At 68.9% G+C, this 14899-nt stretch carries 14 protein-coding genes; all 14 read left to right on the top strand.

Features of this window, described 5'->3' with window-relative positions; translation table 11 throughout:
• On the top strand, positions 1-458 hold a 458-nt coding region (locus tag A9X05_RS11950; protein WP_156736664.1), incomplete at its 5' end, for an amino acid permease.
• Between the two features lie 100 nt (positions 459-558).
• Positions 559-1800: an alkane 1-monooxygenase gene (locus A9X05_RS11945; RefSeq protein WP_067759015.1), complete on the top strand. Its 1242-nt coding sequence runs from the start codon at positions 559-561 to the stop codon at positions 1798-1800.
• The gene (locus A9X05_RS11940; RefSeq protein WP_067781571.1) at positions 1797-1970 is read left to right on the top strand and encodes a rubredoxin; all 174 of its coding nucleotides are present in this window, start codon (positions 1797-1799) and stop codon (positions 1968-1970) included. The genes A9X05_RS11945 and A9X05_RS11940 overlap by 4 nt, the downstream gene beginning before the upstream one ends.
• Positions 1967-2149 carry a rubredoxin gene (locus A9X05_RS11935; RefSeq protein WP_067759022.1) on the top strand — a complete coding sequence of 61 codons (183 nt, stop codon included), beginning with the start codon at positions 1967-1969 and terminating at the stop codon, positions 2147-2149. The genes A9X05_RS11940 and A9X05_RS11935 overlap by 4 nt, the downstream gene beginning before the upstream one ends.
• A 14-nt stretch (positions 2150-2163) precedes the next feature.
• Positions 2164-2796, top strand: coding sequence for a TetR family transcriptional regulator (locus tag A9X05_RS11930; protein WP_067759081.1), 633 nt, complete (start codon positions 2164-2166; stop codon positions 2794-2796).
• 101 nt (positions 2797-2897) lie between these two features.
• Entirely contained in the window at positions 2898-4370 is a 1473-nt protein-coding gene (gene ahcY, locus A9X05_RS11925) for an adenosylhomocysteinase (RefSeq protein ID WP_067759025.1), read from the top strand.
• 64 nt (positions 4371-4434) lie between these two features.
• The gene (locus A9X05_RS11920) at positions 4435-5067 is read left to right on the top strand and encodes a dTMP kinase (protein ID WP_067759028.1); all 633 of its coding nucleotides are present in this window, start codon (positions 4435-4437) and stop codon (positions 5065-5067) included.
• Between the two features lie 80 nt (positions 5068-5147).
• Positions 5148-5834 (top strand): two-component system response regulator MtrA, encoded by a 687-nt coding sequence (gene mtrA, locus A9X05_RS11915; RefSeq protein ID WP_007168097.1) that lies wholly within the window; start codon positions 5148-5150, stop codon positions 5832-5834.
• Positions 5835-5847: 13 nt separating this feature from the next.
• Positions 5848-7521: an MtrAB system histidine kinase MtrB gene (gene mtrB, locus A9X05_RS11910; protein ID WP_082950280.1), complete on the top strand. Its 1674-nt coding sequence runs from the start codon at positions 5848-5850 to the stop codon at positions 7519-7521.
• Entirely contained in the window at positions 7518-9278 is a 1761-nt protein-coding gene (gene lpqB / locus A9X05_RS11905; protein WP_067781568.1) for an MtrAB system accessory lipoprotein LpqB, read from the top strand. The genes mtrB and lpqB overlap by 4 nt, the downstream gene beginning before the upstream one ends.
• A gap of 194 nt (positions 9279-9472) precedes the next feature.
• Positions 9473-10105 carry a ComF family protein gene (locus A9X05_RS11900; RefSeq protein ID WP_067759037.1) on the top strand — a complete coding sequence of 211 codons (633 nt, stop codon included), beginning with the start codon at positions 9473-9475 and terminating at the stop codon, positions 10103-10105.
• A 385-nt stretch (positions 10106-10490) separates the two neighbouring features.
• Complete coding sequence (raiA, locus tag A9X05_RS11895) at positions 10491-11099, top strand: ribosome-associated translation inhibitor RaiA (protein ID WP_197499032.1); 609 nt, start codon at positions 10491-10493, stop codon at positions 11097-11099.
• Between the two features lie 83 nt (positions 11100-11182).
• Positions 11183-14008 carry a preprotein translocase subunit SecA gene (gene secA / locus A9X05_RS11890; protein ID WP_067781565.1) on the top strand — a complete coding sequence of 942 codons (2826 nt, stop codon included), beginning with the start codon at positions 11183-11185 and terminating at the stop codon, positions 14006-14008.
• A 139-nt stretch (positions 14009-14147) separates the two neighbouring features.
• A complete protein-coding gene (locus tag A9X05_RS11885) occupies positions 14148-14888 on the top strand; it encodes a hypothetical protein (protein ID WP_067781562.1) in 741 nt (246 codons plus the stop codon).
• The last annotated feature ends 11 nt before the right edge of the window (positions 14889-14899 follow it).

The following is a 14899-nucleotide window of genomic DNA, read 5'->3' as shown; positions in this document are numbered from 1 at the left end:
TGCTGTTCGCGATGGCGCGCGACGGCTTGCTGCCGCGCCAGTTGGCGAAGACCGGCTCCCACGGCACCCCGGTCCGGATCACCGTGCTCGTCGCGGTGGTGGTGGCCGCGACGGCCTCGGTGTTCCCGATCGCCAAGCTCGAGGAGATGGTCAACGTCGGCACGCTGTTCGCGTTCGTCCTGGTCTCGGCCGGCGTGATGGTGTTGCGCCGCACCCGCCCGGACCTGGAGCGGGGCTTCCGCGCCCCGTGGGTGCCGGTCCTGCCGATCGCGTCGATCGCCGCGTGCGTCTGGCTGATGGTCAACCTGACTGCGCTGACCTGGGTGCGGTTCGGCGTCTGGCTGGCGGTCGGCACCGCGATCTATGTCGGCTACGGCTATCGGCACTCCGTGCAGGGCCGCCGCGAGGCGGAGGGCGTCGCACCGCCCGCCCGGGCCGAGCCCGACGCCGTGCCCTAGCGAATCCGTTTACAAAAGTACCTCTTGTGTCTAGACACGAGACGCTGATGGCGATATTGTCAATCTCCAACGTGGTGTGACTCACAAGGAGGTTTGGCATATGACCACACTCGAACAGCAGGCAGACGCCGAGGCGGTGGAGCCGCCCGTCTGGCGGGACAAGAAGCGACGCCTCTGGCTGATGGGACTGATCGCCCCGACGGCGCTCTTCGTGATGCTGCCGATCGTCTGGGGGCTCAACCAGCTCGGCTGGCACGCCGCCGCGCAGGCGCCGCTGTGGATCGGGCCGATCCTCGTCTACGTGCTGCTGCCGATCCTCGACCTGCGCTTCGGGCCCGACGGGCAGAACCCGCCCGACGAGGTGATGGAGCAGCTGGAGAACGACAAGTACTACCGCTACTGCACCTACATCTTCATCCCGTTCCAGTACCTCAGCGTGGTCTTCGGCGCGTACCTGTTCACCGCCTCCAACCTGAGCTGGCTGGGCTATGACGGCGCGCTGGGCTGGGCGGGCAAGCTGGGCGTGGCGCTGTCGGTCGGCGTCCTCGGCGGCGTCGGCATCAACACCGCCCACGAAATGGGCCACAAGAAGGACTCGCTGGAGCGGTGGCTGTCCAAGATCACCCTGGCGCAGACCTGCTACGGCCACTTCTACATCGAGCACAACCGCGGCCACCACGTGCGGGTGTCCACGCCCGAGGACCCCGCGTCGGCCCGTTTCGGGGAGACCTTCTGGGAGTTCCTGCCGCGCAGCGTGTTCGGCAGCCTGCGCTCGTCGCTGCGGCTGGAGGCCCAGCGCCTGCGCCGCCTGGACAAGAACCCGTGGAACCCCGCGACGTACCTGTCCAACGACGTGCTCAACGCGTGGCTGCTGTCGATCGTGTTGTGGGGCGTGCTGATCGCGGTCTTCGGCCCGGCGCTCATCCCGTTCGTCATCATCCAGGCCGTCTTCGGCTTCAGCCTGCTCGAGGCGGTCAACTACCTGGAGCATTACGGGCTGCTGCGGCAGAAGAACGCTAGCGGTCGCTACGAGCGGTGCGCACCGGTGCACAGCTGGAACTCCGACCACGTCGTCACCAACTTGTTCCTGTACCACCTGCAGCGGCACAGCGATCACCACGCCAACCCGACGCGGCGTTACCAGACGCTGCGCAGCATGGCGGGCGCGCCCAACCTGCCCAGCGGGTACGCGTCGATGATCTCGCTGACCTACGTCCCGCCGCTGTGGCGCAAGGTGATGGACCACCGGGTGCTCGAACACTACGACGGCGACATCACCAAGGTGAACATCCACCCGCGGGTGCGTAAGCGGGTGCTGGCCCGCTACGGGGTGAGGGCATGAGCGCCTACCGCTGCCCGGGCTGCGACTACATCTACGACGAGGCGAAAGGCGCTCCGCGGGAAGGCTTTCCCGCGGGCACGCCCTTCGCCGAGATTCCCGACGACTGGTGCTGCCCCGACTGTTCGGTGCGCGAAAAGATCGATTTCCAGGAGACAGGAGCCATCCGATGACCGATTACAAGCTCTTCATCTGCGTGCAGTGCGGATTCGAATACGACGAGGCCAAGGGCTGGCCGGAGGACGGCATCGCGCCCGGGACCCGCTGGGACGACATCCCCGAAGACTGGAGCTGCCCGGACTGCGGCGCGGCGAAATCCGACTTCGAGATGGTCGAGATAGCCCGGGCGTGATCGGCACCAACGGCATGGCCGAAGCGGCTATTGTCGCGCCTGTGAAGCGGATGCCCTACCCCGAGGCGTCGCGCGCCCTGCTGCGCGACTCGGTGCTGGACGCGATGCGCGAGCTGTTGCTGACCCGCGACTGGTCCGCCATCACGCTCTCGGACGTGGCCCGCGCCGCGGGCATCAGCCGGCAGACCATCTACAACGAGTTCGGGTCGCGGCAGGGTCTGGCGCAGGGTTACGCCCTGCGCCTGGCCGACCGGCTGGTCGACGCCGTCCATACCGCCATCGTCGCCAACGTCGGCAAGATCTACGAGGCGTTCCTGCAGGGCTTTCGGGCCTTCTTCGCGGAGTCGGCGGCGGACCCGCTGGTGATCTCGCTGCTGACCGGGGTCGCCAAGCCGGACCTGCTGCAGATCATCACCACCGACAGCGGGCCCATCATCACCCGGGCGTCGGAACGGCTGAGCACGGCGTTCACCCAGAGCTGGGTGGCCACCAGCGACGAGGATGCCGGCGTGCTGGCGCGGGCCATCGTGCGGCTGGCGATGAGCTACGTCTCGATGCCGCCCGAGGCCGACCATGACGTGGCGGCGGACCTCGCGCGGCTGATGACGCCGTTCGCCGAGCGTCACGGCGTCGTCAACGTCCCCTGACGACGGCCGGCGCCTGGGCCGCCGACTACAGTGGCGCAAGAGCGTATACCTAAGCTAAGTAATCCTCTTTCGAACCAAGCCGCAGAAGGAATGGAACTTTAATGACGACGACTGAAAGTTCGCTGACCGCCGACGTCCGCAACGGCATCGACTTCAAGGTCGCCGACCTGTCGCTCGCGGACTACGGTCGCCGGGACATCGAGCTCTCCGAGCAGGAGATGCCAGGTCTGATGTCGCTGCGCCGCGAATACGCCGACGTGCAGCCGCTCAAGGGGGCGCGGATCTCGGGCTCGCTGCACATGACGGTGCAGACCGCGGTCCTCATCGAGACCCTCGTTTCGCTGGGCGCGCAGGTCCGCTGGGCGTCGTGCAACATCTTCTCCACCCAGGACCACGCCGCCGCCGCGGTGGTCGTCGGGCCGTACGGCACGCCCGAGGAGCCCAAGGGTGTTCCGGTGTTCGCCTGGAAGGGCGAGACGCTGGAGGAGTACTGGTGGGCCGCCGAGCAGATGCTGACCTGGCCCGACGAGCCGGCCAATATGATCCTCGACGACGGCGGTGACGCCACCATGCTGGTGCTGCGCGGCGCGCAATACGAGAAGGCCGGCGTGGTGCCGCCCGCCGAAGAGGACGACCCCACCGAATGGAAGGTCTTCCTGGAGCTGCTGCGCAACCGCTTCGAGACCGACAAGGACAAGTGGACCAAGATCTCCGAGTCGGTCAAGGGTGTCACCGAGGAGACCACCACCGGCGTGCTGCGCCTGTACCAGTTCGCCGCGGCCGGTGACCTGGCGTTCCCGGCGATCAATGTCAACGACTCGGTGACCAAGTCCAAGTTCGACAACAAGTACGGCTGCCGGCACTCGCTGATCGACGGGATCAACCGCGGCACCGACGTGCTGATCGGCGGCAAGAAGGTGCTGGTCTGCGGCTACGGCGACGTCGGCAAGGGCTGCGCCGACTCGGTCAAGGGTCAGGGCGCGCGCGTCGTCGTCACGGAGATCGACCCGATCAACGCGCTGCAGGCCCTGATGGAGGGCTACGACGTCGAGACGGTCGAGGACGCGATCGGGACGGCGGACATCGTCATCACCGCCACCGGCAACAAGGACATCATCACCCTCGAGCACATGAAGGCGATGAAGGACTACGCCGTCCTCGGCAACATCGGGCACTTCGACAACGAGATCCAGGTCGCCCAGCTGGAGCGCTCCGGCGCGACCAAGACCAACATCCGGCCGCAGGTCGATGTGTGGACGTTCCCCGACAGCGGCAAGTCGATCATCCTGCTCTCCGAGGGCCGGCTGCTGAACCTGGGCAACGCCACCGGCCACCCGTCGTTCGTGATGAGCAACAGCTTCTCCAACCAGGTGATCGCGCAGATCGAGCTGTGGACCAAGAACGACGAGTACGACAACGAGGTGTACCGGCTGCCCAAGCACCTCGACGAGAAGGTGGCCCGCATCCACGTGGAGGCGCTCGGCGGAAAGCTGACCAAGCTGACCAAGGAGCAGGCCGAGTACATCGGCGTCGACGTCGACGGTCCCTACAAGGCCGACCACTACCGCTACTGAGTCATTGCTGGCCCGCCGAGCGTCGCGCCAGCGCGGCATTCGGCGTCGCGCTTAGGCTGGCGCCGTGCTGATCGCGATCGAAGGGGTTGACGGCGCAGGCAAGCGGACGCTGTCCGACGGCTTGCGCAGGGCTTTCGAGGCGACCGGGAAGTCGGTGGCGATCATGGCCTTCCCCCGCTACGGGAAATCGGTGACCGCCGACGTCGCGGCCGAGGCCCTGCACGGCGACCACGGGGACCTGTCGTCGTCGGTCTACGGGATGGCGATGCTGTTCGCGCTCGACCGGGCGGGCGCCGTCGACGACATCGAGGCGCTGCGCCGCGACCACGACGTCGTCATCCTGGATCGCTACGTCGCCTCGAACGCGGCCTACAGCGCCGCGCGCCTGCACCAGGACGCGGGCGGGCCGGCGGTCGAGTGGGTGCGGCGGCTGGAATATGAGCGGCTGGGCCTGCCGTCGCCCGACTGGCAGTTGCTGCTCGGAGTGCCGGTCGAGCTCGCCGCGCGGCGCGCCCGGCACCGGGCCGAGCACGAGCCGGGGCGGGCCCGGGACAGCTACGAACGCGACGACGGCCTCCAGCGGCGCACCGGCGCCGTCTACGCCGGACTCGCCGAAGCGGACTGGGGCGGCCGGTGGCTGGTGGTCGACGCGGACGTCGATCCTGGCCGGTTGGCCGTCTCTTTGGACGCCGGTTAGCACAATTTGGTCTCGATTCGCCCTTATCGGGGAAGAAACACCCGTGTGGTGTCCGAGTTTTGTCCCGATCTGGTGACACCATGGACTCCATGAGGCAAAGGATTCTCGTCGTCGATGACGACGCTTCGCTGGCCGAGATGCTCACCATCGTGTTGCGTGGGGAGGGTTTCGACACCGCGGTCATCGGTGACGGCACCCAGGCCCTGACTGCGGTGCGCGAACTGCGCCCCGATCTGGTGTTGTTGGACCTGATGCTGCCGGGCATGAATGGCATCGACGTCTGTCGCGTGCTGCGCGCCGATTCGGGCGTCCCGATCGTGATGCTCACGGCCAAGACCGACACCGTGGACGTGGTCCTCGGCCTCGAGTCGGGTGCCGACGACTACATCATGAAGCCGTTCAAGCCCAAGGAGCTGGTGGCCCGGGTGCGGGCGCGGCTGCGGCGCAACGACGACGAGCCGGCCGAGATGCTGTCCATCGCCGACGTGGAGATCGACGTGCCGGCCCACAAGGTGACGCGCAACGGCGAGCAGATCTCCCTGACGCCGCTCGAGTTCGACCTGCTGGTCGCGTTGGCGCGCAAACCGCGGCAGGTGTTTACTCGTGATGTGCTGCTCGAACAGGTGTGGGGCTACCGGCACCCGGCGGACACCCGCCTGGTGAACGTGCATGTCCAGCGTCTGCGGGCCAAGGTTGAGAAGGACCCGGAGAACCCGACCGTGGTGCTGACCGTTCGAGGAGTGGGATACAAGGCCGGACCTCCGTGATCCGGGAGCGTCCTTGATTTGGCGCTCGCCGCGACGGACTAGGAGCCGCTGGGGGCGTTCGGGTCCCATGACCCGCGGCATGGGTGCGGTGAGTCGCGCCGTTGCCGTCGCGTGGCGCCGGTCGTTGCAGCTGCGCGTCGTCGCGCTGACGCTCGGAATGTCACTGGCGGTGATTCTCGCGCTCGGCTTCGTGCTGACTTCTCAGGTCACCAATCGGGTGCTCGACGTCAAGGTCAAGGCGGGCATCGAACAGATCGAGCGGGCGCGCACCACCGTCGGCGGGATCGTCAGCGGCGAGGAAACCCGCTCCCTGGACAGCAGCCTGCAACTGGCCCGCAACACGCTGACGTCCAAGACCGACCCCGCGTCGGGCGCCGGGTTGGCCGGCGCGTTCGACGCGGTGCTGATCGTGCCGGGCGATGGGCCGCGCGCGGCGTCCACGGCCGGACCCGTAGACCAGGTGCCCAATTCGCTGCGCGGCTTCGTCAAGGCCGGGCAGGCGTCCTACCAGTACGCGACCGTACACACCGACGGCTTCTCCGGGCCGGCGCTGATCATGGGCACCCCCGCCTCGTCGCAGGTGGCCAACCTGGAGCTGTACCTGATCTTCCCGCTGAAGAACGAGCAGGCCACCATCACGCTGGTCCGCGGCACGATGATCACCGGCGGCGCCGTGCTGCTGGTGCTGCTCGCCGGGATCGCCCTGCTGGTGTCCCGCCAGGTGGTGGTGCCGGTGCGGTCGGCGTCGCGGATCGCCGAACGGTTCGCCGAGGGGCACCTGTCCGAACGGATGCCGGTGCGCGGCGAGGACGACATGGCCCGGCTCGCGGTGTCGTTCAACGACATGGCGGAGAGCCTGTCCCGCCAGATCACCCAGCTCGAGGAGTTCGGCAACCTGCAGCGCCGGTTCACCTCAGACGTCAGCCACGAACTCCGCACGCCGCTGACCACGGTCCGGATGGCCGCCGACCTCATCTATGACCACAGCGCCGACCTCGACCCCACCCTGGCGCGCTCCACCGAGCTGATGGTCAACGAACTCGACCGGTTCGAGTCGCTGCTCAACGACCTGCTGGAGATCTCCCGCCACGACGCGGGCGTGGCCGAATTGTCCGTCGAGGCGGTGGATTTGCGAAGCACCGTGCAAAGCGCGCTCGGCAATGTGGGCCACCTGGCCGAGGACGCCGGCATCGAGCTGCTCGTCGACCTGCCCGACGAGGAGGTGATCGCCGAGGTGGACACCCGGCGGGTGGAGCGGATCCTGCGCAACCTGATCGCCAACGCCATCGACCACGCCGAACACAAGCCGGTGCAGATCCGGATGGGCGCCGACGAGGACACCGTCGCGGTCACCGTCCGCGACTACGGGGTGGGGCTGCGGCCGGGCGAGGAGAAGCTGGTGTTCAGCCGGTTCTGGCGGGCCGACCCTTCGCGGGTGCGCCGGTCGGGCGGCACCGGCCTGGGCCTGGCGATCAGCGTCGAGGACGCGCGCCTGCACCAGGGCCGGCTGGAGGCGTGGGGCGAGCCCGGCGAGGGCTCGTGCTTCCGGCTCACGCTTCCCCTGGTGCGCGGCCACAAGGTCACCACCAGCCCGCTGCCCATGAAACCCATCCCGCCGACCGCCAACACCGGCCCGCAACCCAAAGACCGTTCGCGGCAACGCGAACACGCGGAGAGGAGCGGATGATGCGCCGGCTGCTGGGCCTGCTGATGCTGGCCTTGCTGCTGGCCGGTTGCGCGGGCGTGCCCAGCTCGTCGGCGCCGCAGGCCATCGGCACGGTCGAGCGACCCGCGCCGTCGAACCTGCCCAAGCCGACCCCCGGCATGGACCCCGACGTCCTGCTGCGCGAATTCCTCAAGGCCACAGCCGATCCCGCGAACCGGCACCTGGCGGCCCGCCAGTTCCTCACCCAGTCGGCGTCCAACGCCTGGGACGACGCCGGTAGCGCTCTGCTGATCGACCACGTGGTGTTCGTGGAAACCCGTGCCGCCGAACGGGTTTCGGCGAACATGCGGGCCGACATCCTGGGGTCGCTGTCGGACATGGGGGTGTTCGAGACCGCCGAGGGGGTACTGCCCGACCCCGGCCCGATCGAGTTGGTCAAGACCTCGGGCGGGTGGCGGATCGACCGCCTGCCCAACGGGGTGTTCCTGGACTGGCAGCAGTTCCAGTCGACATACAAGCGCAACACGCTCTACTTCGCCGACCCGACCGGCAAGACGGTGGTGCCCGATCCGCGCTACGTGGCGGTGACCGACCACGACCAATTGGCGACCGAGCTGGTCTCCAAGCTGATCGGCGGGCCGCGCCCCGAGATGGCGCACACGGTGCGCAACCTGCTCGCCCCGCCGCTGCGGCTGCGCGGGCCGGTGACCCGGGCCGACGGCGGCAAGAACGGGATCGGGCGCGGTTACGGGGGCGCGCGCATCGACCTGGAGAAGCTGTCCACCACCGACCCGCACAGCAGGGCTTTGCTTGCCGCGCAGATCATTTGGACGCTGGCGCGGGCCGACATCAGGGGCCCGTACGTGATCAACGCCGACGGCGCCCCGCTCGACGACCGGTTCGCGGAGGGCTGGACGACCTCCGACGTCGCCGCCACCGACCCGGGCGTCGCCGACGGCGCGGGCGCCGGGCTGCATGCGCTGGTGAACGGGTCGCTGGTCTCCCTGGACGGCCAGCACTTCGCCAACGTGCCCGGGGCCTTCGGGCGGATGGGCGACCAGACCGGCGCCGCGCTGTCGCGCAGCGGGCGACAGGTCGCGTCCGTCGTCGCCCTGCACCGCGGCGCGCCGGACGAGGCGGCCTCGCTGTGGATCGGCGACCTGGGCGGCGAGGCGGTCCAGTCCGCCGACGGGCACGGCCTGACGCGGCCGAGCTGGTCGCTGGACGATGCCGTGTGGGTGGTGGTGGACGGCAACAACGTCTTGCGCGCGATCCAGGAACCGGCGTCGGGGCAGCCCGCCCGCATTCCCGTCGATTCCGTCGCCGTGTCCACCCGCTTCCCGGGTCCGATCACCGACCTGCAGCTGTCCCGCGACAGCACGCGCGCCGCGATGGTGATCGGTGGCCAGGTGATCCTGGCCAGCGTCGAGCAGACCCAGGCCGGCCAGTACGCCCTGACCTACCCGCGGCGGCTCGGCTTCGGGCTGGGCAACTCGGTGGTGTCGCTGTCCTGGCGCACCGGTGACGACATCGTGGTGACCCGCACGGACGCCAGCCACCCGGTGTCGTACGTCAACCTCGACGGGGTGAACTCCGACGCGCCGTCCCGGGGTCTGCAGATGCCGGTGCTGACGGTCGCCGCCAACCCGTCGACGGTCTACGTCGGGGCTCCCCAAGGGGTGCTGCAGTATTCGGCGGCCGCCGCCGAAAGCCAGCAGGGGTGGTCGGAGGTGCCGGGCCTGATGGTGTTCGGGGCGGCGCCGGTCCTGCCTGGCTAGTGGCGATCGCGAGCGCGGCGGAGCCGGGCGTGGCGGGTCGCCACCGTGGGGCTAGTGGCGATCGCGAGCGCGGCGGAGCCGGGCGTGGCGGGTCGCCACCGTGGGGCTAGTGGCGATCGCGAGCGCGGCGGAGCCGGGCGTGGCGGGTCGCCACCATCACCCCGGTTGTCGGTCCCGCCGGCGACACTGACCCCGTGCTGGATCTCATCCTGCCGCTGCAGTGCGGCGGCTGCGGGGCGCCGTCGACCCGTTGGTGCGCCGCCTGCACACGGGAGCTATCGGTGGCCGCCGACCAACCCCATGTGGTGACCCCGCGCGTCGATCCGCAGGTGCCGGTGTTCGCGCTCGGCCGCTACGCGGGCGCCCGCCGCCAGGCGATCTTGGCGCTCAAGGAGCACGGCCGCACGGATCTCGTCGGGCCGTTGGCGGGGGCGCTGGCCGCCGGTGTGCACCGGCTGCTCTCCTGGGGCATCGTCGAGCTCCCGCTGACCGTCGTGCCGGCCCCGACGCGCCGTTCGGCGGCGCGCCGACGCGGCGGCGACCCGGTCACCCGGCTCGCGCGCGCGGCGGTGGCCGGCCATCCCGCGATCGCCGTCGCCCCGGCGCTGCGGATGAGGGCGCTGGTGCGCGACTCGGTGGGCCTGGGCACCGCGGCCCGCGAGCGCAACGTCGCGGGCCGGGTGCGGCTGCGGCGCGCGGCGCCGCCCACCGAGGTCTTGATCGTCGACGACATCGTCACCACCGGGGCCACGGCACGGGAGTCGGTGCGGGTACTGCGGGCGGCGGGGGTCCGGGTCACCGCAGTGCTGACGGTCGCGGCCGCGTGAGGCTGTGCGGTCGCCAAGAGTATGTGAAGAACTCGCAACAGCTCCGCGAAATCAGTGGCATGGCGAGGCGAACAAGAGCTAACGTCGAGAACAACGTTAATCGACTCACTGGTCTGACTCACTGGTCGCGACATTCCCAGGTTGAGACCCCACTCGCGGGAAGGGGTGAGTATTCGACACCTTGCATCGGCGAGCAGCCTGCAGCGGTGATTCAGGTGAAAAGACCCGCTCTCCCCACCTCGTCGGCGCGTCGTCAGCAAGCCGGGCACGCAGGGCGCGTGCGACGTGAAAGAGAAACGAGTTGTCACGTATGTCAAGGCTATCCGTGGATTCCGGTCAAATTCTCGACCAACCGCCGACGCAAACCGACGGCCAAGTTCAACCGATGACCAACGCCGAAGTCGTCTTCAAGGGCCGCAACGTAGAAATCCCCGACCACTATCGGGTGTACGTCTCCCAGAAACTCGCCCGCCTCGAGCGGTTCGATCGCTCCATCTATCTCTTCGATGTCGAGCTCAAGCACGCGCCCAACCGGCGACAGCGCAAATCGTGTCAACGCGTCGAGATCACCGCCCGCGGCCGCGGGCCAGTAAGCCGGGCGGAGGCCTGCGCCGACAGCTTCTACGCGGCATTCGAGTCCGCGGTCGACAAGCTGGAGAACCGGCTGCGCCGCGCCAAGGATCGCCGCAAGGTCCACTACGGCGACAAGACGCCGGTGTCGCTGGCCGCCGCCACCGCGGTCGTGCCGCCGCCGGCGCAGGAACGTGCGCCCGAACCGCCGGCCGAGCATGACGGCGCCGAGGCCGGCCACGAGCCCGGTCGGATCGTGCGGACCAAGGAACACCCGGCTACGCCGATGACGGTCGACGACGCGCTCTACGAGATGGAGCTCGTCGGGCACGACTTCTTCCTCTTCCACGACAAGCAGACCGAGCGGCCCTGCGTGGTCTACCGGCGGCACGCCTACGACTACGGGCTGATCAGGCTCTCCTGAGGTACGACGGCCATCACGGCGTCGTCACCTACGATGGGAGTCGCCTTAAGAGAAGAGACTCCTAACCAACAGGGGACATAGCTGTGCTGTCGAAGTTGCTGCGCCTTGGCGAAGGTCGCATGCTCAAGCGTCTCAAGCGGGTGGCTGACTACGTCAACACCCTGTCCGACGAGGTCGAAAAGCTGACCGACGCGGAGCTGCGGGCCAAGACCGACGAGTTCAAGAAGCGGCATGCCGACGGCGAAAGCCTCGACGACCTGCTGCCCGAGGCCTTCGCGGTGGCCCGCGAGGCGGCCTGGCGGGTGCTCGACCAGCGCCCGTTCGACGTGCAGGTGATGGGCGCGGCGGCGCTGCACTTCGGCAACGTGGCGGAGATGAAGACCGGTGAGGGCAAGACCCTGACCTCGGTGTTGCCGGCCTACCTCAACGGCATCGGCGGCAAGGGCGTGCACGTCGTCACCGTCAACGACTACCTGGCCAAACGCGACAGCGAGTGGATGGGCCGCGTGCACCGCTTCCTCGGTCTCGAGGTCGGCGTGATACTCGCCCAGATGACCCCCGACGAGCGCCGGGTGGCGTATGCCGCCGACATCACCTACGGCACCAACAACGAATTCGGCTTCGACTACCTGCGCGACAACATGGCGCATTCGCTCGACGACCTGGTGCAGCGCGGGCACAACTTCGCCATCGTCGACGAGGTCGACTCCATCCTGATCGACGAGGCCCGCACCCCGCTGATCATCTCCGGCCCCGCCGACGGCGCCTCCAACTGGTACCTCGAGTTCGCCCGGCTGGCGCCATTGATGGAAAAGGACGTCCACTACGAGGTCGACCTGCGCAAGCGCACCGTCGGGGTGCACGAACTGGGTGTGGAGTTCGTCGAGGATCAGCTCGGCATCGACAACCTCTACGAGGCCGCCAACTCGCCGCTGGTCAGCTACCTCAACAACGCGCTGAAGGCCAAGGAGCTGTTCAACCGCGACAAGGACTACATCGTCCGCGACGGCGAGGTGCTGATCGTCGACGAGTTCACCGGCCGCGTGCTCTACGGCCGCCGCTACAACGAGGGCATGCACCAGGCCATCGAGGCCAAGGAGCACGTCGAGATCAAGGCCGAGAACCAGACGCTGGCCACCATCACGCTGCAGAACTACTTCCGGCTCTACGACAAGCTCGCCGGCATGACCGGTACCGCTCAGACCGAGGCGGCCGAGCTGCACGAGATCTACAAGCTGGGCGTGGTGCCCATCCCGACCAACAAGCCGATGGTCCGCACCGACCAGTCCGACCTCATCTACAAGACCGAGGAGGCCAAGTACATCGCGGTGGTCGACGACGTCGTCGAGCGCTACGAGAAGGGCCAGCCGGTCCTGATCGGTACCACCAGCGTCGAGCGCTCCGAGTACCTGTCGCGCCAGTTCCAGAAGCGCCGCGTCCCGCACAACGTGCTCAACGCCAAGTACCACGAGCAGGAGGCGGGCATCGTCGCCGTGGCGGGCCGCCGCGGCGGGGTCACGGTGGCGACCAACATGGCCGGCCGCGGTACCGACATCGTGCTGGGCGGCAACGTCGACTTCCTCACCGACCAGCGGCTGCGCGAGCGCGGCCTCGACCCGGTGGAGACGCCCGAGGAGTACGAGGCGGCCTGGCACGAGGAGCTGCCCAAGGTCAAGGAGGAGGCCGGCAAGGAGGCCGCCGAGGTGGTCGAGGCCGGCGGCCTGTACGTGCTGGGCACCGAGCGGCACGAGTCGCGGCGCATCGACAACCAGCTGCGCGGCCGCTCCGGCCGCCAGGGCGACCCAGGCGAGTCCCGCTTCTATCTGTCACTGGGCGACGAGCTCATGCGCCGGTTCAACGGCGCCGCGCTGGAGGCGATGCTCAACCGGCTCAACCTGCCCGACGACGTGCCCATCGAAGCCAAGATGGTCACCCGCGCGATCAAGAGTGCCCAGACCCAGGTCGAGCAGCAGAACTTCGAGGTCCGCAAGAACGTCCTCAAGTACGACGAGGTGATGAACCAGCAGCGCAAGGTGATCTACGCCGAGCGCCGCCGCATCCTGGAGGGCGAGAACCTCAAGGAGCAGGCGCTGGACATGGTCCGCGACGTGGTCACCGCCTACGTCAACGGTGCGACCGCCGACGGCTACGCCGAGGACTGGGACCTCGAGGCGTTGTGGACCGCGCTCAAGACCCTGTACCCGGTCGGCATCGACCACGAGACGTTGATGCGCGTGGACGCCGACTCCGACCGCGACGACCTCACCCGCGAGGAGCTGCTCGACGAGCTGCTCAAGGACGCCGAACGGGCTTATGCCGCAAGGGAAGCCGAGCTGGAAGAGATCGCCGGCGAGGGCGCGATGCGCCAGCTGGAACGCAACGTGTTGCTCAACGTCATCGACCGCAAGTGGCGCGAGCACCTCTACGAGATGGACTACCTCAAGGAAGGCATCGGGCTGCGCGCAATGGCGCAGCGCGACCCGCTGGTGGAGTACCAGCGCGAGGGCTACGACATGTTCATGGCGATGCTCGACGGCATGAAAGAGGAGTCGGTCGGATTCCTCTTCAACGTCACGGTCGAGGCGGTGCCCACCCCACAGGTCGCGCCGGTGGAAACGCCGGAGGGGCTCAAGGATCTGGGAACCGCGGCGGACCAGGGCGAGGCCGTCCCGCCCGCGCGGGAAGAGCCGCCAACCCAGTTGCGCGCCAAGGGGATTGACAACGAGGCGCCGGCGATGACCTACTCCGGCCCGTCGGAGGACGGCTCGGCGCAGGTGCAACGCAACGGCGGCGACGGTCAGCGGACGCCGGCGGGCGTGGCGGGCGGCGGTTCCCGGCGCGAGCGCCGCGCGGCCGCCAGGCAGCAAGGCCGCGGCGCCAAGCCGCCGAAGTCGGTCAAGCGCCGCTAGCGCGCGCCTTTCTCGCCGAGTGTGCGGCTAGCTTCACGCTCGGCGCCGAAGGTGCGGCTCGCTTCACGCTCGCCACGGCCCGGGGATTTGAGGCAGTCGCCCCATGCGTCGACGGCACCCCCGCGCGCACGATTCCCGCATGATCACTTCGCCTTTGGCGGCCGCCACGGCCGTCCTGCAGAACCCCCGCCTGCCGTCCGGAGACGACGAACGGTTCGTCGGCTTCGGCGTGATGGGCCTTCCGTTCGCCAGCGGACACTATCTGGCGTTGCGGGTATTTCCGGCCACGTCGTTTTCGCCCGGCTATCGGTCGGTGTGGCACCGCGACCCCGACGGCGCGTGGACCTTCTACGCAACGACGCCGGGCCCGCAGAGCTGCGCCCGGTTCTTCAGCTCGGCGACGCCCAACGATGCGGTGCAGTGCGACATCGACGTCGCCTGGGTCACCCCGTGGTCGCTGTTCGTCGAGATCCCGGGATTGCTGGCCTGGCACATCGATATCGGCACCACCGCGTCCACCCGACTGATGAGCACGGTCGGCGGGCGGTTGCCGGCGCGGGCGTGGACCAACCGCGCGCTGCTGGCCGCCCTCGGCCGGGCCGCGGGCCCGACGCTGAGGGCCGGCCGGGTCCGCCTGTCCGGCACCGCGCCCAACGGGCAGCGGTTCATGATCGCCCCCGCGCAAGTGTGGGCGGTGGCGGGTTCGCGCGCGGCATGGCGCGGGGTGGACCTCGGGCCGGTCGGGCCGCTGCCGCACCAACCGCGGCTGGCCGGTTTCCGGCCGCCGCAGCGCGGCCTGTTCGTGGTGGGTTCGGGCCATTTCGAAACCTTCGACGCCGGCCGCCATCACGCCGTCGGACGCACTGTGCCAATCGGCTGACCGCGGACCGA

Source organism: Mycobacterium sp. E3298 (assembly GCF_001666895.1).
GTDB lineage: Bacteria > Actinomycetota > Actinomycetes > Mycobacteriales > Mycobacteriaceae > Mycobacterium.
This window is presented reverse-complemented; position numbering and strand designations above follow the sequence as displayed.